We start from the raw sequence: 17,970 nt of genomic DNA on the forward strand, positions 1-17,970 counted from the left end.
GGACCGGTACTGTGGTGGCCGTGACCTTGCTGGCCGTATCCGATGCCGTGACGACCAATGCCGCGCTTCCCGCGATCTTGGATCCAATGCACCTGTTGACCGAGACCTGGCTCTCGCATGCGGTGCTCCCGGCGATCTTGGCCATCGTGTTCATCGAGACCGGTCTGCTCTTCCCGATCCTCCCGGGCGACTCCCTGCTGTTCACTGGCGGTCTGCTGAGCGCCCAGGCGCACCCGCCGGCCGGGATGAACATCTGGTGGCTGGTGCCCGCGACCGCGTTCGTGGCCTGGCTCGGCGATCAGAGCGGCTACTGGATCGGCCGCAGTATCGGCCCGGCGCTGTTCAAGAAGGAAGACACGCGCTTCTTCAAGCAGCACTACATCACCGAGACGCACGCCTTCTTCGAAAGGCACGGCCCCAAGACCATTGTGCTGGCCCGTTTCGTGCCCATCGTGCGCACCTTCATGCCGGTGCTCGCCGGTGTCTCCAAGATGGACTACCGCAAGTTCGCCACCGTCGACATCATCGGCGCGGTGCTGTGGGGCGGCGGTGTCACGGTGCTCGGCTACTTCCTGGGCAATGTCGAATTCATTCGCAAGAACGTCGAGGCGATCTTCCTGCTGATCGTGTTCGTGTCCATTCTCCCGGGCATCATCGCGGTGGCGAAGAACCTGCTGCATCGCGGCTCGCGCCCGGAGCAGGCCGAGCTGGCCGCCTCGACGAACGAGCCGAACCGCTGAGCCATCGGTGTCCACCGCCCCGCTAACCACTCTCGCCTCCGGCGGCTTCGGCCCGCTCGAGACAGCAGGTCCGCTGCTCGTCTGGACGATCGTGCTGACCTTCGTCTTCCTGGAGTGCGCGTTCATCATCGGGCTGTTCCTGCCCGGTGATTCCATGCTCATCACCGCGGGCGTGGTGCTGGCCTCCCAGGTCGGCGCGAGCCAGGTGTGGGCGCTGTCGATCGCGACCATGATCGCGGCCATCGCGGGCAACCAGGTCGGCTATGTGTTCGGCCAGCGCACCGGGCATCTCCTGGTCGCGCGCAAGAACGGCAAGTACATCAACACCGAGAATCTGGCGCGGGTATCGGCCATGCTGCACAAGCACGGTTTCCTCGCGGTGCTGGTGGCCCGCTGGATTCCGTGGGTGCGCACGCTGTGCCCGCTGGTGGCGGGCGCGGCGGGCATGGACCATCGCAAGTACACGATCGCCTCGAGCGTCGGCGCGGTCATCTGGGCGCCGGTGATTCTGCTGGCCAGCTATTACGCGGGCAGCTTCCTGGACAATATGTCCTGGCTCATGCCCGCGGTGATCGGGACGCTGATCGTCGGCCTGATTCTGGGCACCGTCCTCGGCGTGCGGCAGTACCGGGCCGAAATGGCGCGCCCCGCCGAGGATTTCGACCTGGACACCGAGGATTGCGCGACGGTGCCGATCCCGGTCATCCGTCGCCGCAACGCCTGAACCGTCCCAGCAACGCCTGAACCGTCCCAGCAACGCCTGAATCGTCCCAGCAACGCCTGAACTACAGCCCGGCGGCCGTGACCGTGTGGGCGGCCTCCATCAGCATCCAGCCCGAAAGCTGCACCGACAGATCGCGTTCCGGGTTGCGGGACGCGCTCACCGAACCGCCCTCGAACCCGCCCGCGCCCGCGATGCCGGGCAGCCGCGCGGGTTGCCGCCAGTCCGCGCCGAACAGTGGTTCGCCCTCCACATCCAGGCGATGCTCCCAGGCCGCGGTGGCGGAGGCGCGCACGAGGGCGGCGGCCTTGCGGCGCGCGGTCATTCGCGCGGGCTCGTCGCCGGGCAGCATGAGCGCGGCCAGGGCCAGATAGCGAATGAGAATGCCGTTGAACAGGCCGCCGTCCCCGCCGCCGTCGCCGGTCACGATGCCGCGGGCGCTCAGATGCTCCTCGACGGCCTCGACCAGCCGGACCGCGCGCTCGGCGTGCCGGGCTTCGCCGGTGTGCACGGCCAGTTCGGTTTCCAGGCCGAGCACCACGCCCTGGCAGTAGCTGTAGACGGGTCGCTCCACCTCACCGGAGGGTAGGTGGACACCGTCGAAGATCAGACCGGTCTCCTTGTCGCGCAGCTGGGCATCGAGGAAATCCGCCAGCTCCTGCGCCCGGGAGTAGCGGCCCAGCCGCGCCATGGCGATGCCGATCGGACCGTTCGCCGGGGTGTTGAAGAAATCCGAGCCGCGCCGCCACGGCACCGCGCCGAATTCCGGCTCGAAGCCCTCCAGCAGCGTCTTCTCCAGATTGAGCAGCGCGCCGCGCACCTCGGCGACGCCCTGGGTGCGCTCGGCGCGCTCCAAAGCGATGGTCAGCCAAGCCATGTCGTCGTAGTAGTTGTTGGTCCAGCCGGCGATATTGCGCAGCCGCATGGCATGCGCGATGGACCAGAGCCGACGCTGCCGGGCCGGGGTCGGGGCGCGATTGGCGGCGTCGACCGCGCAGTCGAGCAAGTGGGCTTGCCACCAGTAGTGCCAGAAGGCGAAGGCCCGCTCACGCTTGGTCGCGGGCCAGCCGACCACCCCGAGCTGGGTGCCCGGCAATGCCCACAGCTTGCGTAGGTGACGGGACAGAATCGCGGCTTCGGCCAGGTCGGCGCGCTCCGACCAGAGCGCTGCGGTCGGCTCGATATTGCGCCCGGTCCGCGAAGTCATAGGACAATCATGCCAACCGGACAACCCGCCCCGTGGCTATTTCGTTACCTCTCGATCCCGTGTCCCGCGCGACCTACCACGCGGCGCCGAGGTCGGCGTGCTGGCGGATCCAGGCGTGCATGGCGATACCCGCGGCGACACCGGCGTTGATGCTGCGCGTCGAACCGAATTGCGCGATCGAAACGGTCAGCAGCGCACCCGTTCTCGCCGCCTCGGTGACACCCGGGCCCTCCTGGCCGAACAGCAGCAGGCAATCCCGCGGCAGGGTCGCGGTTTCCAGCGGCACCGAGCCGGGCACATTGTCGACGGCCACCACGGTCAGACCGCGCTCCGCCGCGAAGCTCAGCAGTTCGCCGATCTCGGTGTGATGGTGAATGTGCTGGTAGCGGTCGGTCACCATGGCGCCGCGCCGATTCCAGCGCTTGCGCCCGACAATGTGCACGGCCGCCGCCGCGAACGCGTTCGCGGTGCGCACCACCGTGCCGATATTGGCGTCGTGCCCGAAGTTCTCGATGGCCACGTGGAAGGGATGCCGGCGCGCGTCGATATCGGCGACGATGGCCTCGCGCCGCCAATACCGGTAGGCGTCCACCACATTGCGGCGGTCGCCGTGGGCCAGCAGTTCCGGATCCAGCCGGGGATCCGCGGGCGGCTCGGTCCCGAACTCCGCGCGCCACGGGCCGACGCCGTGCGGATGCTCACCCCATTCGGTGGGACCGGGGGTCAGCGCGTCGTCGTCGGTCGGGGCGGAACTCACCCGGCGATCCTAGTTCGACGCGAATGCCCCGACGACGGCGAGCAGCACGAAGAACAGCACGGCCAAGATCATCAGGGACGAGGCGATGATGCCGCAGATCCAGCCGGCGTTCACCATGCCGCTGCCGCCGACGGCACCGCCCGACGCCTGAATCTCCTTGCGCGCCCGGCTGCCCATGACCCACGCCACCGGCCCGATCAACTGGCAGAAGACCAGGCTGAGGATGCCGAGGATCAGCACGACGACGGCCTGCGGATGATCCGGCGGCGGCCCGCCGAAGTAGGTCTGCGGGTAGTAGCCCGGCGCGGACTGCAGGTATCCGGGCTGATAGCCGTAGCCGGACGCCTGCGGGTTGTAGTCCTGCGGCTGCCCGTAAGGCTGGGGCTGCCCGAAAGACTGGGGCTGCCCGTACCCCTGGGACTGCCCGTGGTCCTGCGGCGGGGCGTCCTGCTGCTTGCCCAGGTCCACCGGCTGCGGCGGATTGTGCGGGGACTGCGGATCCCAGCCGGGCGGCGGGGGGTCGTATGTCATGGTCAGAATGCTAGGGGGTAGTGCTGGCCCCACCCAGGATTTACGGGCCTGCCCTATCGCCCGCGCACCCCGCCGACCGAGACGATGAAGGCATGAGCGACACCTCCGCCCTACCCCGGCCCCTCCTGGAACCGCCCGCGCCGCAACCGAATCCGGGTGCGAGCGGACCGTGGACGGGACTGCGCACGTTCGCGACGGCTCCGTTCCGGGCGCGCGCCTGGAAGGAATTCGCCTATCTGATCATCGTTTTCGTGCTGGGATGCCTGGCCACCGCCTATCTGTTCGTGATGGTCGGCGGCAGCCTGTACCTGTCGGTGCTGGTGATCGGCGTGCCGGTGCTGGCGGCGGTGATCCTGGGCGGCAGGGTCTGGGGACGGATCTACCGGGTGCTGGGGACGGTGCTGCTGAACGCGGAACTGCCCGAGCCGCCGCCGTTCACCTTCCGTCCCGGCCCGATCGGCTGGCTGCGCAGCGCCTTCACCGATCGCACGTCCTGGCGGGCGCTGCTGTTCCTGCTGCTGGAGGCGGCGCTGGGAATGGTGGTCGGCTACCTCGTGCTGATGGTCGTGGCACTAACCGCCCTGGTGACCGTGTCTCCCGTGCTGTGGGCGTGGAAGGACCCGCACAATGTGGACGCCCGCGGCGTCTCGCATCATTCGATGGTCCAGTTCGGCGACTACTACATCGAGACCTGGCCGCGCGTACTGGCTTTCGCGGCGATCGGGGTGCTGGGCTGCTTCCTGCTGCCGTGGTTGTTCCGCGGCGTGTGCTTCCTGCATCGGGTGCTCGCGGCGTGGCTGCTCACCCCGACCCGCCGCGATCGCGCGCTGACCGAACTGCGTGAGAGCCGTCGCGCCGCGGTCGACGACGCCACCGCGACCCTGCGCCGGCTGGAACGCGATCTGCACGACGGCACCCAGGCGCGGCTGGTCGGCATCGCCATGGCGCTGGGGCGGGCCGAGGAACGAATCGCCACGGGCGGTGACGCCGAGGAGTTGATCGCGCAGGCGCGCACCAGTTCCAAGGAGGCGCTGACCGAATTGCGCGAATTGGTGCGCGGCATCCACCCGCCCGCCCTGGATCTCGGCCTGGGCCCGGCGCTCGAGACCTTGGCGGCCCGCTGCGCGATCCCGGTGGAACTGCGGGTGCTGCTGCCGGTGCGGCCCAGTCCGGCCATCGAGGCCATCGCCTACTTCTCGGTGGCGGAACTGCTCACCAATGTGGTGAAACACGCTGCGGCGAACCGGATCTGGGTGGCGGTGCTGCCCACCGGATCGGACGCGCTGGCGGTGAGCGTGCGCGACAACGGTCAGGGCGGTGCGCTGCAGCCGGCCGACGCCTCCGGTGAAGCCGTTGTGGCGGGCGGACTTTCGGGGCTCGCGCAGCGGGCGCGGGGCGTGGACGGTTCGCTGTTCGTGGACAGCCCGGTGGGCGGGCCGACGGTGGTCACGCTGGTGCTGCCGCTGGCGGGGCCCCAATGAGCGCGGAGGGCGAACAGGGCGCGCTGCGCGTGGTGATCGCCGAGGACAATGCGATCCTGCGGGACGGCTTGACCGCGCTGCTGTCGGAACGCGGCTTCGAGGTGGTGGCCGCCGTGGGAGATCCGACCGGTCTGCATGCCGCGGTGACCGAGCACGCGCCCGATGTGGCGGTGGTGGACGTCCGCATGCCGCCCACCTTCACCGACGAGGGCCTGCTGGCCGCCCTCGCACTGCGCCGCAGCCGGCCGCGGACCGGGGTCCTGGTGTTCTCGCAATGGATCGAAACCCGCTACGCCACCGAGCTACTGGCCGCGGGCGCGGGCGGCGTCGGCTATCTGCTCAAGGACCGGGTGGCCGATGTGTCCGATTTCGCCGATGCCCTGCGCCGCGTCGCCACCGGCGGCACGGCGCTGGATCCGGAAGTGGTGAGTCAGCTCATGGGTGCTGCCCGGCAACAGGATTCGCTGTCGAAGTTGACCCCGCGCGAACACGAAGTCCTCGAATCCATGGCCCAGGGATTGTCGAATTCGGCCATCGCGCAGGCGCTGACGGTTTCCGAGCGCGCGATCGAGAAGCATATCGGCAATATCTTCACCAAGCTCGAACTGCCGCCCTCGGACTCGCATCATCGGCGCGTGCTCGCGGTTCTACGTTTGAAAGGGTAAACGTCGCTGCGCGGTTGCGGAGCGTGGAAGACTGGAGGGCATGACTCGGTCGAGTTCCGCGGAATTGCTGAAATCGGTTGAATACTGGCCGAATCACCTGCTCACCATTGCCGACTGGGCACTGCTGCCCGAGAACAACCGGCACTGCCGGGAACTGGTGGACGGCGTGCTCGTGGTCGCGCCGCAACCGCCCCGGCATCAGCTCGCGGTGTGGCGGCTGGCCGCGCAATTGGAGCGCGCGCTGCCGCGGCGGGTGGCGGCCATGGCGCGCATCGAATTGCTCATCGACGAGGGCTCGCCGCCGACGGTGCGGGTGCCGGATGTGCTGATCGTGGGCGGCGCCGCCGGCGCCGAGCACGCCACCCGGGTGCGGCCCGGGGATGTGCTGGCCGCCGTCGAGATCGTCTCGCCCGGCTCGCGGCGGGTGGATCGGGTGATGAAATTCGCCGAGTACGCGGCGGCCGGCATCGAGCACTACTGGCTGCTGGAGACCGAGGGCACGCTGCGGCTGCTCACCCATCGGCTACGCGACGGCCGATACGTACCGACCGGTGAGTACACCGGACAGGTCACCCTCGAACTCGACGGACTGACCCTGCCCCTGGATCTCGACGCGCTCACCGCGCTGCGCTCACCCAGCTCCTCCGGCGCCGCGGCCGGATCCCGGTAACGCCCCTGACCTCGCCGGATCCCGCCACCCGCGACACCTTTCGGGACTATCCTGGAGTTCCGTAAGCCGTGGTTGGAGGGTGTCATGGACCACGCGCGCATCATTCGCACAGTGCTCGGAGTGACAGCCGCCTATCTGATCGCTCTCGGGGTGTGGCTGGGCTGGATCGTCCCGCTCACCCCGCCCGGGACGGTGCCGCTCCAAGTGATCACACTGGTCGGTCTTTTCGGCACCTTCCTCGGGCTGGGCATGCTGTTCGCCCAGCGCCCCACCCGCTCCGATCGAAAACTGCTGCGCCACGGACTCGAAGGCTGGGCGAACATCGAGGGCGTCCATCCGCTGCGGCGCACCGACCACTGCACCGAGATCACCGAACTCGATCTCGAACTGGTGGTGCCGGGTTCACAGACCTACTACGGCAGCATCGTCTTCGACGTGGAACCGGTGGTGAAGCCGAGAATCACCGTGGGCGGCACGATCTCGATCCGGGTGGATCCCGCCAACCGCGACCGAATCATGCTCTGCCTCTGACCCCCGAGCTCTCGAGGGGTAAGGCTGAAACATATATCCAGGTCAGGGCTGCCTGAGTGCCCGTTTTGCCCCGACCGGCCCGTAGCATCCTCCCCATGACGATCGCCGACAGACCGAAACATCAGGAAGCGCCGCTGGTGCTCGACACCGCACCCCCGCGCACCCTGGGCTTCACGGATCAGGCGGCGTTCTGGCTCAACCTCGGCGTCAGCCTCATCGGGTTCAGCGGCGCGGCCGTGGTGCTGTCCCCCAGCGAGGGGGTGCGCCTGCCGCTGATCGCGGCGCTGCTCGCCACCGTGCTGGGCACCGTGATCGGCGCGGCCATGGTGGCCGGGCCGGCCGCCATCGGGGCCCGCACCGGCGCGCCCGCGATGGCGGTGCTGCGCGGACTGTTCGGCACCCGGCTGTCGTATGTGCCGACGGTCGCCAATATCGTGCAGTGCATCGGGTGGGGCGTGTACGAGCTCACCGTCATCACCCTCGGCGTCACGGCGCTCACCCACGATCGGGTGCCGCACTGGATCGTGATCGTCGCGGCGGGCGCGCTGTCCACGGTCATGGCCATCTGGCCGCTGTCGGCGGTGCGGGCGTTGCGCAAGTACGTGTCGGTGGCGGTGGCCATCGCCCTGATCTATTTCACGGTTCAGCTACTGCGCCAACCGGTTCCGCTACCGAAGGGCACCAGCTGGAGCGGTTTCTGGCCCGCCGTGGACTCCACCCTCGCGGTGTCGATCTCCTTCGTGCCGCTGGCCGCCGACTACACCCGGCACTCCCGCACGGCCAAGACGGCGGCCGGGGCCACCGTGCTCGGCTACTCCCTCGCGCAGGTCTGGTGCTATCTGCTGGGCATCCTGGCAATCCTGCAGGCGGGTGGCAACGCCGAACACATCTTCGACACCTTCCTCGGGGTGACGGCCGGCTGGTTGTTCTTTGCGGTCCTTGTGCTTCGTGAAGCGGATCAGTCCTTCGCCAACATCTATTCGACGGCCATGTCCATCCAGAACTTGCTGCCGCGGGTGGATCGCCGCCTGCTCGCGGGCCTGATCGGCCTGGTGGTGACGCTGCTGGCACTACCGGTGCGCGACTTCACCAACTACCAGAACTTTCTGGTGCTGATCGGCTCGGTCTTCGTGCCGCTCTGCGCGGTGCTGGTGGTGGACTACTTCTTCGGCCGCGGCCGGCAAGGCTGGGACCTCACCGAGAACGCACCCACCCGGCCACTCATGTTGCTGCCGTGGGTAATCGGCTTCGTCACCTACCAGCTGTTCAATCCGGGCACCCTCGGCGGCTGGAAGGACTTCTGGATACGGGCCCAGGACACCTTGCACGTGCATCCCGGCTGGTGGTCCTCGGCCTCGCTGTACTCCTTCCTGGCGGCCGCGGTGGTGACCGCGCTCCTGGTCCGGTTCCGGCGGGGATGACCGACGGCCGCGTCTACGGCATGGGGTTCGACGCGCTCGTCGAACCCGACTGGCCCGCACTGACTTCCGCCGAGGTGGCGGCGGTGGCGGGCGCGGGCGCGGTCCTCGAATGGCGCAGCCCGCGCCCGCTGTCGGCGACGGCGCGGGTGCGGCTGCCGGAGGGGCGCGCGGTCATCGTCAAACGCCTCCCCCGGACGCTGCGGGACGCGACCGCGCTCGGTGAGGAACACGGCTTCACCGCGCATCTGCGCAGCCGCAGAATCCCGGTGCCCCGGGTGCTTGGCACCGCCGAGCTCGGCGAATTCGCCTACGAAATACAGGAATTCGGCGCTGGGGCGGACGATTACGCGGGCTCCTTCTCCTGGTCGCCCTACCATTCCATCGCGGACGCGGCCGCCGCCGGACACATGCTGGCCCGCCTGCACGATGCCGCCGCCGGATACGAGGCCCCGCCCCGGCCGCCCCGGCCGTTGCAGGCCGGTTTCACCATCTTCTCGTCCGCCGATCCCCTTGCCGCCGTGGCCGATCGGGCCGCCCGGCGACCGGCGCTGGCGGCGTTCCTGGCCGAACGCGATTGGCGCGCGGAGATGGCCCGCGTCCACCTTCCGGCTTATGAGCGCCTGCGTCCCCTGCTCGCCGAGCTGGAACCGCTGTGGACGCACAACGATTGGCACGGCACCAACCTGCTGTGGCGGGACGGCACGGTCGCCTCGGTCATCGACTTCGGACTCTGCGACCGCACCACCGCGATCCACGACCTCGCCACGGCCATCGAACGCTGTGCCGTGGACTGGATTTCGATCCGCGACGGCGGGCCCGCGCGGGTGCGATTCGATCAGGTGCGGGCGTTGCTGGAGAAATACCAAGCGGTACGGAATTTGACCGCGGCCGAACTCCGGGCCCTTCCCGCACTTCTTCCCCTCGTGCATTGCGAGTACGAGCTCTCCGAGATCGACTACTTCCTCGGCGTCATCCCCGGCGGCAATGCCAAGAACGCGGAAATCGCCTACGCCGACTACTTTCTCGGACACACCACCTGGTGGACGGAATCCGCCGACGGCCGCGACCTGCTCGCCGCACTCTCCCGCAGGTAGCAAAGGGGCTCTTGCCGTATCGAATTCACGAGAACGTCTTCGATTACCGATGCACTCGCGGATCCGTGAGCAGATACTGCGCCGCGGCATAGGTGGCGAGAATGACGCCTTCGGTCACCCGGCGCGATTTCTCGCTCCGCGCGAAAACCCGGCGCAGCACGATCAACCCGTCCGACAGCGTGAACAACAGCGCACCCACGCCGACCCGGCTGCGCGGATCCCGGTTCGGAATGTTGAGGCCCGCGACGTTTTTCGCGTCCCGCGCCAGCTCCGGGTCCGAGGCGAGGGTCGCCGCCGTGCCCAGGGTCGCTCCGTAGGCGGTGAGCGGCAGGGCCACCGTCGGGGCCTTCATCCGCATCAGTGCGGCCGCCCCGAGCCAGGCCGCCACCCGCGGGACCGCGATCGATGCGCGTGGCCGAGCGCCGCGCCGCGACCACAGCCACGCGTAACCGGTCTGCATGACCGCGAAAGACGAAGCGCCCGCTATCAATCGGCGATCGTCGTCAGGATCGATGAGCAGCACGTCCCCGACCGTCGCCGCGGCCAGCGAGCCGAGCAGCACCCGACGATCGGTGCGGTCCAGCGCGGATCCGTGCACCGCCACGTCGGCGGCCAGCAGCGGCATCAGCAAAGGCTTTGCGGCCCACTGCATTTTCTCGCGACCGGTGACCGCGCCGAACACGGTCACCGCCGCCGCGCCGACGAACGCGGCGCGCAGCGGACGCGCCATCAGAAGCTGGGTTCGGCCGGAGCGGGCGGCAGCACCGCGACCTGGCCCGCATACGACAGCCCCGCGCCGAAGCCGAGCAGCAGCGCCAGCTGACCGCCCTTGGCCTTGCCGGTCACCAGCATCTCCTCCATGGCCAGCGGGATCGAGGCGGCCGAGGTGTTGCCGGTGTTCTCGATGTCATTGGCCATCGGGATGTCGTCGGCAAGCCCGAGGTTCTTCTTCATGAGCTCGTTGATGCGGGCATTGGCCTGGTGCGGAATGAAGATCTCGATGTCTTCCTTCGCCACCCCGGACACCTCGATGGCGCTCGACAGCGCCCGCGGCAGGGTGACCGCGGCCCAGCGGAAGACCTTGGGGCCCTCCATGTGCAGCGACATGCGGCCCACCGGTTCGATCTCCGGGTCGGTGCCCTGCAGACGCTGCGCCTTGTTCATGAACTCGAGGAAGTCGACGTCCTGCGCGATGGCCTCGGCGTTCTCGCCGTCGGAGCCCCAGACGGTCGGGGAGATGCCGTTCTCCTCGCTGGGTCCGACCACGACCGCGCCCGCGCCGTCACCGAAGATCATGGCGGTGCCGCGATCCTTCGGATCCAGGCCGACGGTCATCGTCTCGGCCCCGATGACCAGGATGTATTCGGCCGAGCCGGACCGGATCATGTCGGTGGCGACGCCCAGGCCGTAGCCGAAACCGCCGCAGCCCGAGGTGAGATCGAAGGCCGGGATGCCGTTCATGCCGAGGTCGGCGGCGATGGTCGGCGCGCCGTGCGGGGTCAGCTTGAGCCAGCTGGAGGTGCACAGAATGAGCGCGCCGATCTTGGATCGGTCGATGCCGGTGTTGTTCAGCGCCCGCTCGCCCGCCGCGACCGCCATGGTGCGCAGGGTCTCGTCGCCGGAGATCCAGCGCCGATTGTGAATGCCGGTGCGCTCGAAGATCCACTCGGGAGTGGAGTCGAGGACTTCGCACACCTCGGCATTGCTGACCAGGCGCTGGGGCCGGTAAGCGCCGATGCCGAGCATTGCGACATTCTGATGACCCTGATTGATTGCAATGCTCACCACTGGTGATCGACCCTTCACAACACCTTTGTCGGACGTTAGACCAGCACCAGGCTAACCCAGAGCAAGGGTTCAGCCCAGTGCCAAGTCACGTTAACCATCGAGTAAAGGACATTTGTCCTCAGCTCAGCGCGAGGTCCTTCAGGCCCAGGATCGAGCGGTATTCCAGCCCCTCGGCCGCGATGATGCCGTCGGCCCCGGTCTCCCGGTCCACCACGGTCGCCACCCCCACCACGATCGCGCCGGCGTCGCGCAGCGCGCGCACGGCGGTCAGCGGCGAATTGCCGGTCGTGGTGGTGTCCTCGACCACCAGCACCCGCTTGCCCACGATGTCCGGGCCCTCGATCTGGCGCTGCATGCCGTGGGTCTTGGCCGCCTTGCGGACCACGAAGGCGTCGATGGGCCGGCCCGGCGCGTGCATGACCGCGGCCGCCACCGGATCCGCGCCCATGGTGAGCCCGCCCACCGAGTCGAACTCCCAGTCCGCCACCAGCTCGCGTAGCAGCTTGCCGATCAGCGGGGCCGCCTCGTGGTGCAGGGTGGCCCGGCGCAGGTCCACGTAGTAGTCGGCTTCCTTGCCCGAGGACAGGGTCACCCGGCCGTGCACCACGGCGAGGTCGCGTACCAGTGCCGCGAGTCTGTCCCGGTCGGTCGTCGTTACCTGCATTGCTGTGTCTATGTCCTTCCGCGTGCGTTGAACAGGCCCCGGCTCAGGCGGGTCACCAGGGATCGGGGGATGAACCCGGCGATCGCGACGATCGCTTTGTACTGCATTCCGGGCACGCTGATCACCCGGTCTCTCTCCAGATCTCGCAGCGAACCGGCCACCACCTCGTCCACGCTCAACCACAGCTTTCGCGGTAGCGAGGCCATGTCGATGCCGGCTCGCTCATGGAATTCGGTGCGGACGAATCCCGGGCACAGTGCCTGCACCCGAACTCCGGTCCCGGCCAGCCCGCCCGCCAGCCCTTGGGAGAAGGATACGACGTACGCCTTGGAGGCCGAATAGGTCGATCCCCGTCCGGGAATCAGGCCCGCGGTGCTGGCCACATTGACCACGGTGCCGTTGGCCGCGTGCAGCATGGCCGGCAGGGCCGCCCGGGTCAGCTGCACCACGGCGGTGACGTTCACATCGAGTTGGTTCTGCAGGGCCTCGGGGCCCTGCGTCCAGAATTCCCCCGACATGCCGAAACCCGCGTTGTTGACCAGGAATTCGACGCCGTCGGCGAGGCGGGCGGCCACCAGATCCCGATCGTGCGGGCGGCCCAGATCGGCGGGCAGCACCTCGGCGCGAGCGCCGAAGCGCACCTGGACGTCGTGTGCCAGCGCGGCCAGCCGGTTCTCGTCGCGGGCCACCAGCACCAGGTCGTAGCCGAGCGCGGCGAGCCGGGTGGCGTAGGCCTTGCCGATGCCGGAGGTCGGCCCGGTGACAAGCGCCACCGGACGGTGAGCGCCGGGCAGGCGGGCAGGGGAATGCTCGGTCATCGACGGCCTATCACTCGCACGAGAAAGGAGCGGTCGGCGATGACCGGAACTGCGCCCCCATTCTGGTCCCTGCCCGTGCCACACGCTGCGAATTCACGCAGATGCGAGGTGGTCCCGGCGTGCCGCCCGAGAATGGACGCGCGGCGCGTCACCTCGGGGCTGGGCCCTGATACGGCCGGAAGCCGGGGTGGAAGGGGCCGCCGGGCGGGGCGCTGCGGCCCTGATCACGCCGCCAGCCCTCCTCCGGTTCGCGGTCGGGGTCCTCGGCCCGATCCTCGGATTCCGGTTCCTCCCAACGATCTTCCTCATCGCGCGCGTCCCGCTCGTCCCAGTCCGGTTCGCCCTCCGGGGCGGGCGGCCAGTTGCGGCGCGGGCGGTTGCGCGGATCCGGCACGACTTTCAGTGCGGGACGCCAGTTCTCGGCCTCGTCGCCGGATTCGCCGTCGCCGGCGATATCGCCGACCAGCGGGGAGTCGTAGTCGTCGGCCTCGGCGCGCGGGCGCGGGCGGGCCGGTTCCTCGTCGCCGAAATCACCGAATTCGTCGTGGCCGTCGTACCCGTCGTCCTCGGGCAGCGGGCGGGAGCTGCCGGGTTCGGGCAGTTCGTCGCGGCCGCGCTCGGCATTGATGACCGGCGGCAGCACGTGCAGCAGCCCGGACAGCCGCAGCACCGCGTCGATGGCCATCTCCCAATCCTTGGAGACGGAACCGACAGGCAGCATGCCGAGGGTCCAGTTGCCCTCCGACCACAGCTGCTGCACGGTGTCGGGCAGCGATTCGATGAACGCCACCATGCGCTGATCCACCGCGTGCCGCGCGATATCCGGATTGGTCGCGAAGACCACGCGGTCGCCGATGGCGCCCAGCAGTTCCAGATCGTGATCCTTCGGCGGCGCCGCGGTTTTCAGCCGCAGGTCGATATCGATGTCCGAGCCGATCTGCCGGCGCACCGCGACCAGGGTGGCGGCGTCCTCCAGATCGAAGAGCACGAACTTCTCGCCCTTGCGGTTGCCCGACACCACGTCCACCGCGGACAGGTAGCCGAGCTTGGCCAGCGCGCCGCGCCGCCAGGTGGCCGCGAGCGCGGGCTCCACCGAAACATAGGTGTAGCCCTGGGATTTCGCCCAGACCTGTCGCACATGCCCCGTACGCTGCCGCTGCAGCCGATCGAAATAGAGCAGCACGATCGCACCCACGAGCGCGATCGCCGCCAGCCCGAACCATATCGCCGTCATCGCGCCCTACCCTATCCAGCCGAGCGGTGTCATGCCCTGTCCGGTCACACCTTTGTCGCTCATTTCGTTCCGCTCGGCAGCGAGGTGCTGAAGATCAGCTTCGCCTGCACGGATCCGTCGGAGTTCTTGTCGCCCTGGACCATGACCACCTCACCGACCTGCAGGTCCGAAACCTTGCTGCTGCCCAGGGAAATCACCTGGGTCTTGGCATCGGTCTTCACGGTCAGCTTCCCGCCGGACAGGGTGGTGATGGTCAGGGTCGAACCGTCGTTGCTGGCGATCGTGCCCATGTCCGCGCCCAGCTGGTCGAGATCCCCGAGGCCCGGAATGGTGGGGATCCCGCTGGGCAGCGGCAGCGCGGAGGTGTCGCCCGGCGACGGATAACCGGAGGTCTGCGCGGCGCTGGGCGCGGACGCGGTGTTGGACGAATCCCGGTGTCCCAGCAGGGTGCCCACGATGACGCCGACGATCGCGACCACGAGCACGGCCGCGAGGGCCAGCGTCACCCACAGCGTCGTCTTGCGCTGGGGCGGGGGCGGCGGCGGATTCTGCGGGAAGCCCGCGGGCTGATAGCCGCCGGGGACCGGGCCGGGTGTGCCCGGATAGGCCGGTGCGCCATAGGCATTGGTCTGCTGATATCCGGGCTGCCCCGGGTAGACGGCGGTCGGCTCGTAGCCGCCGCCGGTCTCGTAGCCGCCCCATCCGGCGTCGGCGGGCGGCAGCACGCGGGTGGCGTCGGGCCCGGGCGGCTGCCCGAAGTACTGGGTCGGCTGATCGACCGGAATGGCCTCGGTGGGTCCGTACCCGGGATGGCCGCTGTCCGAGAGGTGGCCGCCGGGCGCGGCGGATGCCGCGGGCCCCTCCCCCGGGCCCGGTTCCGGCCGCCGCGACCACGGATCGCTCGGATCAGTCATGGCCTCCAGGGTAGGCGGAGTGACCCGTCCGGGCCGCGAACTCGACCGGACGGTTCCCAAATGGGCGGGCCCCCGCCCGAACCGGAGTTCGGGCGGGGGCCTGGTTCCGCGATCAGCGGCCGACGATGAGGCCGTCGCCCTTGTCGGTGACGTTCACCTTCACGGTGTCGCCGTCCCGGACCTCCCCGGCCAGCAGTTCCTTGGCGAGCGAGTCGCCGATGGCCTGCTGGATGAGGCGGCGCAGCGGGCGCGCGCCGTAGGCCGGGTCGTAGCCGCGCACGGCCAGCCAGAAGCGGGCCGAGTCGGACACGTCCAGCTTCAGGCGTCGCTGCGCGAGCCGCTTCTGCAACTGGTGCAGCTGGATTTCGACGATGTGCTCGAGCTGTTCCTCGTCGAGGGCGTGGAACATGACCACGTCGTCGAGCCGGTTGAGGAACTCCGGTTTGAAGGCGCGGCGCACCGCGTTCATGACCGTCTCCTTGTCACCGCCCGCACCCAGATTCGAGGTCAGGATGAGGATGGTGTTGCGGAAATCGACCGCGCGGCCCTGACCGTCGGTGAGCCGGCCCTCGTCGAGCACCTGCAGCAGGATGTCGAAGACGTCCGGGTGGGCCTTCTCGATCTCGTCGAACAGCACCACCGTGTACGGGCGTCGCCGCACCGCCTCGGTGAGCTGACCGCCCTGGTCGTAGCCGACGTAGCCGGGGGGCGCGCCGACCAGGCGGGCCACCGAGTGCTTCTCGGAGTACTCGCTCATGTCGATGCGGACCATGGCGCGCTCGTCGTCGAACAGGAAGTCCGCCAACGCCTTCGCGAGCTCGGTCTTGCCGACGCCGGTGGGTCCCACGAACATGAAGGAACCGGTCGGCCGGTTCGGGTCGGCCACCCCGGCCCGCGCGCGGCGCACGGCATCGGACACGGCCTGCACCGCTTCGCGCTGCCCGACCACCCGACGGCCCAGCTCGTCCTCCATGCGCAGCAGCTTCTGGGTCTCGCCCTCCATCATCTTGCCCACGGGGACACCGGTCCACGACGACACCACCTCGGCGATATCGTCCGGCCCGACCTCCTCCTTGAGCATGACGTCGCCGTCGGCGGCGGTCTTCGCCTTGCCCTCGGCGTCGGCAAGCTCCTTCTCCAGCTTGGGGATTCGGCCGTAGCGCAGCTCGGCGGCCTTGTTGTAGTCGCCGTCGCGCTCGGCGCGCTCGGATTCGCCCTTGAGCGTCTCGAGCTGTTCCTTGAGCACCGACACCGCGTCGATGGCCTGCTTCTCGTTCTGCCAGCGGGTCATCAGCTGGTTGAGCTTCTCGCGGTCGTCGGCGAGTTCGGAGCGCAGCTTCTCGAGCCGGGTCTTGGACGCCTCGTCGGTCTCCTTGGCCAGCGCCACCTCTTCGATCTCGAGCCGCCGCACGACGCGCTCGATCTCGTCGATTTCCACCGGGCGGGAATCGATTTCCATGCGCAGCCGCGACGCCGCCTCGTCCACCAGGTCGATGGCCTTGTCCGGCAGGAACCGGGAGGTGATGTAGCGGTCGGACAGGCTCGCGGCCGCCACCAGCGCGGAATCGGTGATGCGCACGTGGTGGTGGTTCTCGTAGCGCTCCTTGAGGCCGCGCAGGATGCCCACGGTGTCCTCCACCGACGGCTCGCCCACCATCACCTGCTGGAAGCGGCGTTCGAGGGCCGCATCCTTCTCGATGTGCTGGCGGTACTCGTCGAGGGTGGTCGCGCCGACCAGCCGCAATTCGCCGCGGGCCAGCATGGGCTTGATCATATTGCCGGCGTCCATGGCGGATTCGCCGGTCGCGCCCGCGCCCACGATGGTGTGCAGCTCGTCGATGAACGTGATGATCTGTCCCGCAGAGGTTTTGATCTCCTCCAGGACGGCCTTCAACCGCTCCTCGAACTCACCGCGGTATTTCGCGCCGGCCACCATCGCGCCCAGGTCCAGCGAGATGAGTTTCTTGCCGCGCAACGATTCCGGGACATCGCCGGCGATGATGCGCTGGGCCAGCCCCTCCACGATGGCGGTCTTGCCGACGCCGGGCTCGCCGATCAGCACCGGGTTGTTCTTGGTGCGGCGGCTCAAAACCTGGACGACACGGCGGATTTCGTGATCGCGCCCGATGACCGGATCCAGCTTGCCCTCGCGGGCGGCGGCGGTCAGATCGGTGGAGTACTTCTCCAGCGCCTGGTACTGGCCCTCCGGATCGGCGGTGGTGACCCGGGCATTGCCGCGCACCGCGGTGAACGCGTCGCGCAGTCCGTCGGCGGTCGCGCCGTACTTCAGCAGCAGTTGCGAGATATCCGAATCGCCTTCGGCCAGACCGACCATCAGGTGTTCGGTGGAGACGTACTCGTCGCCCATCGAGGTGGCCAGCTGCTGCGCGGCGGTGACCGCGGCGAGCGCCTCGCGCCCGAGGTTGGGGGTGGTGGTGGCGCCGGAGGCGCGCGGCAGCCGGTCGACGATGTCCTGGGCCTCGCGTCGTACCGTCGCCGGGTCGACTGCGACGGCCTTGAGCAAGGGGGCGGCGATGCCGTCGGTCTGATCCAGCAACGCCACCAGCAAGTGCGCCGGACGGATCTCCGGGTTTCCGGCGGCGGAGGCCGCCTGGAGTGCGGCGGTCAGGGCCGCCTGGGTCTTGGTGGTGGGATTGAACGAGTCCACTGTCACCTTCCTACTAGTCGTTGCTCCGTACAACGCGACACAAGTTGAGTCTGTTCCGCTCAAGTC

18 protein-coding genes are annotated in these 17,970 nt (G+C 68.8%); 8 read left to right on the top strand and 10 right to left on the bottom strand.

The features are described from left to right. Positions 1-86: 86 nt before the first annotated feature. Both D7D52_RS31275 and D7D52_RS31280 read left to right on the top strand, forming a co-directional pair. Positions 87-740, top strand: a complete 654-nt coding sequence (locus D7D52_RS31275; RefSeq protein ID WP_120744610.1) for a DedA family protein — start codon at positions 87-89, stop codon at positions 738-740. Between the two features lie 7 nt (positions 741-747). Further along, a complete protein-coding gene (locus D7D52_RS31280; RefSeq protein WP_120742126.1) occupies positions 748-1,464 on the top strand; it encodes a DedA family protein in 717 nt (238 codons plus the stop codon). Between the two features lie 61 nt (positions 1,465-1,525). Here the strand turns inward: D7D52_RS31280 and D7D52_RS31285 are convergent, their stop codons facing one another. The 3 genes from D7D52_RS31285 to D7D52_RS39585 all read right to left on the bottom strand — a co-directional run bounded on the left by D7D52_RS31285 (position 1,526) and on the right by D7D52_RS39585 (position 3,956). Then, positions 1,526-2,668 carry a glycoside hydrolase family 76 protein gene (locus tag D7D52_RS31285; RefSeq protein WP_120742128.1) on the bottom strand — a complete coding sequence of 381 codons (1,143 nt, stop codon included), beginning with the start codon at positions 2,666-2,668 and terminating at the stop codon, positions 1,526-1,528. A 73-nt stretch (positions 2,669-2,741) separates the two neighbouring features. After that, positions 2,742-3,425, bottom strand: a complete 684-nt coding sequence (locus D7D52_RS31290) for a TrmH family RNA methyltransferase (RefSeq protein ID WP_120742130.1) — start codon at positions 3,423-3,425, stop codon at positions 2,742-2,744. 9 nt (positions 3,426-3,434) lie between these two features. Beyond that, a complete protein-coding gene (locus tag D7D52_RS39585; protein ID WP_246023433.1) occupies positions 3,435-3,956 on the bottom strand; it encodes a DUF4190 domain-containing protein in 522 nt (173 codons plus the stop codon). Between the two features lie 92 nt (positions 3,957-4,048). On the opposite strand from D7D52_RS39585, the gene D7D52_RS31300 reads away from it, so the two are divergent. From D7D52_RS31300 to D7D52_RS31325, 6 genes are all read left to right on the top strand, one after another. After that, on the top strand, positions 4,049-5,437 hold the full coding sequence (locus D7D52_RS31300) for a sensor histidine kinase (RefSeq protein ID WP_120742132.1): 1,389 nt from the start codon (positions 4,049-4,051) through the stop codon (positions 5,435-5,437). Further along, a complete protein-coding gene (locus tag D7D52_RS31305; protein ID WP_187703061.1) occupies positions 5,434-6,102 on the top strand; it encodes a response regulator transcription factor in 669 nt (222 codons plus the stop codon). Before D7D52_RS31300 ends, D7D52_RS31305 begins: the two co-directional genes overlap by 4 nt. Positions 6,103-6,142: 40 nt before the next feature. Next, positions 6,143-6,772, top strand: a complete 630-nt coding sequence (locus D7D52_RS31310) for a Uma2 family endonuclease (RefSeq protein ID WP_120742134.1) — start codon at positions 6,143-6,145, stop codon at positions 6,770-6,772. 111 nt (positions 6,773-6,883) lie between these two features. Beyond that, the gene (locus D7D52_RS31315) at positions 6,884-7,303 is read left to right on the top strand and encodes a hypothetical protein (RefSeq protein WP_425464584.1); all 420 of its coding nucleotides are present in this window, start codon (positions 6,884-6,886) and stop codon (positions 7,301-7,303) included. 95 nt (positions 7,304-7,398) lie between these two features. Continuing rightward, positions 7,399-8,724: a purine-cytosine permease family protein gene (locus D7D52_RS31320; RefSeq protein ID WP_120742138.1), complete on the top strand. Its 1,326-nt coding sequence runs from the start codon at positions 7,399-7,401 to the stop codon at positions 8,722-8,724. Then, on the top strand, positions 8,721-9,818 hold the full coding sequence (locus D7D52_RS31325) for a phosphotransferase enzyme family protein (RefSeq protein ID WP_222932708.1): 1,098 nt from the start codon (positions 8,721-8,723) through the stop codon (positions 9,816-9,818). Before D7D52_RS31320 ends, D7D52_RS31325 begins: the two co-directional genes overlap by 4 nt. A gap of 43 nt (positions 9,819-9,861) precedes the next feature. On the opposite strand, the gene D7D52_RS31330 is transcribed toward D7D52_RS31325, so the two are convergent. From D7D52_RS31330 to clpB, 7 genes are all read right to left on the bottom strand, one after another. After that, positions 9,862-10,548 carry a lysoplasmalogenase gene (locus D7D52_RS31330; protein ID WP_120742140.1) on the bottom strand — a complete coding sequence of 229 codons (687 nt, stop codon included), beginning with the start codon at positions 10,546-10,548 and terminating at the stop codon, positions 9,862-9,864. Next, positions 10,548-11,606 (bottom strand): beta-ketoacyl-ACP synthase 3, encoded by a 1,059-nt coding sequence (locus tag D7D52_RS31335; protein ID WP_120742142.1) that lies wholly within the window; start codon positions 11,604-11,606, stop codon positions 10,548-10,550. Before D7D52_RS31335 ends, D7D52_RS31330 begins: the two co-directional genes overlap by 1 nt. A 118-nt stretch (positions 11,607-11,724) precedes the next feature. Further along, the gene (pyrE, locus tag D7D52_RS31340) at positions 11,725-12,270 is read right to left on the bottom strand and encodes an orotate phosphoribosyltransferase (RefSeq protein WP_120742144.1); all 546 of its coding nucleotides are present in this window, start codon (positions 12,268-12,270) and stop codon (positions 11,725-11,727) included. A gap of 8 nt (positions 12,271-12,278) precedes the next feature. Further along, on the bottom strand, positions 12,279-13,088 hold the full coding sequence (locus D7D52_RS31345) for an SDR family NAD(P)-dependent oxidoreductase (RefSeq protein WP_120742146.1): 810 nt from the start codon (positions 13,086-13,088) through the stop codon (positions 12,279-12,281). A 148-nt stretch (positions 13,089-13,236) separates the two neighbouring features. Continuing rightward, the gene (locus tag D7D52_RS31350; protein WP_120742148.1) at positions 13,237-14,322 is read right to left on the bottom strand and encodes a hypothetical protein; all 1,086 of its coding nucleotides are present in this window, start codon (positions 14,320-14,322) and stop codon (positions 13,237-13,239) included. Positions 14,323-14,381: 59 nt separating this feature from the next. After that, positions 14,382-15,236: a DUF5666 domain-containing protein gene (locus D7D52_RS31355; protein ID WP_120742150.1), complete on the bottom strand. Its 855-nt coding sequence runs from the start codon at positions 15,234-15,236 to the stop codon at positions 14,382-14,384. A 112-nt stretch (positions 15,237-15,348) separates the two neighbouring features. Beyond that, positions 15,349-17,904 (bottom strand): ATP-dependent chaperone ClpB, encoded by a 2,556-nt coding sequence (gene clpB, locus D7D52_RS31360; RefSeq protein ID WP_120742152.1) that lies wholly within the window; start codon positions 17,902-17,904, stop codon positions 15,349-15,351. Positions 17,905-17,970: the final 66 nt, after the last annotated feature.

It is taken from the genome of Nocardia yunnanensis (assembly GCF_003626895.1).
GTDB classification, from domain to species: Bacteria; Actinomycetota; Actinomycetes; order Mycobacteriales; family Mycobacteriaceae; genus Nocardia; species Nocardia yunnanensis.

What these genes read in the sequence shown, in the direction of transcription:
- D7D52_RS31350 (WP_120742148.1), bottom strand. Translation starts at nt 14,322, where the DNA reads ATGACGGCGATATGGTTCGGGCTGGCGGCGATCGCGCTCGTGGGTGCG.
- D7D52_RS31275 (WP_120744610.1), top strand. Translation starts at nt 87, where the DNA reads ATGCACCTGTTGACCGAGACCTGGCTCTCGCATGCGGTGCTCCCGGCG.
- D7D52_RS31305 (WP_187703061.1), top strand. Translation starts at nt 5,434, where the DNA reads ATGAGCGCGGAGGGCGAACAGGGCGCGCTGCGCGTGGTGATCGCCGAG.
- D7D52_RS39585 (WP_246023433.1), bottom strand. Translation starts at nt 3,956, where the DNA reads ATGACATACGACCCCCCGCCGCCCGGCTGGGATCCGCAGTCCCCGCAC.
- D7D52_RS31355 (WP_120742150.1), bottom strand. Translation starts at nt 15,236, where the DNA reads ATGACTGATCCGAGCGATCCGTGGTCGCGGCGGCCGGAACCGGGCCCG.
- D7D52_RS31330 (WP_120742140.1), bottom strand. Translation starts at nt 10,548, where the DNA reads ATGGCGCGTCCGCTGCGCGCCGCGTTCGTCGGCGCGGCGGCGGTGACC.
- D7D52_RS31345 (WP_120742146.1), bottom strand. Translation starts at nt 13,088, where the DNA reads ATGACCGAGCATTCCCCTGCCCGCCTGCCCGGCGCTCACCGTCCGGTG.
- D7D52_RS31325 (WP_222932708.1), top strand. Translation starts at nt 8,721, where the DNA reads ATGACCGACGGCCGCGTCTACGGCATGGGGTTCGACGCGCTCGTCGAA.
- D7D52_RS31310 (WP_120742134.1), top strand. Translation starts at nt 6,143, where the DNA reads ATGACTCGGTCGAGTTCCGCGGAATTGCTGAAATCGGTTGAATACTGG.
- D7D52_RS31300 (WP_120742132.1), top strand. Translation starts at nt 4,049, where the DNA reads ATGAGCGACACCTCCGCCCTACCCCGGCCCCTCCTGGAACCGCCCGCG.
- D7D52_RS31320 (WP_120742138.1), top strand. Translation starts at nt 7,399, where the DNA reads ATGACGATCGCCGACAGACCGAAACATCAGGAAGCGCCGCTGGTGCTC.
- D7D52_RS31285 (WP_120742128.1), bottom strand. Translation starts at nt 2,668, where the DNA reads ATGACTTCGCGGACCGGGCGCAATATCGAGCCGACCGCAGCGCTCTGG.
- pyrE (WP_120742144.1), bottom strand. Translation starts at nt 12,270, where the DNA reads ATGCAGGTAACGACGACCGACCGGGACAGACTCGCGGCACTGGTACGC.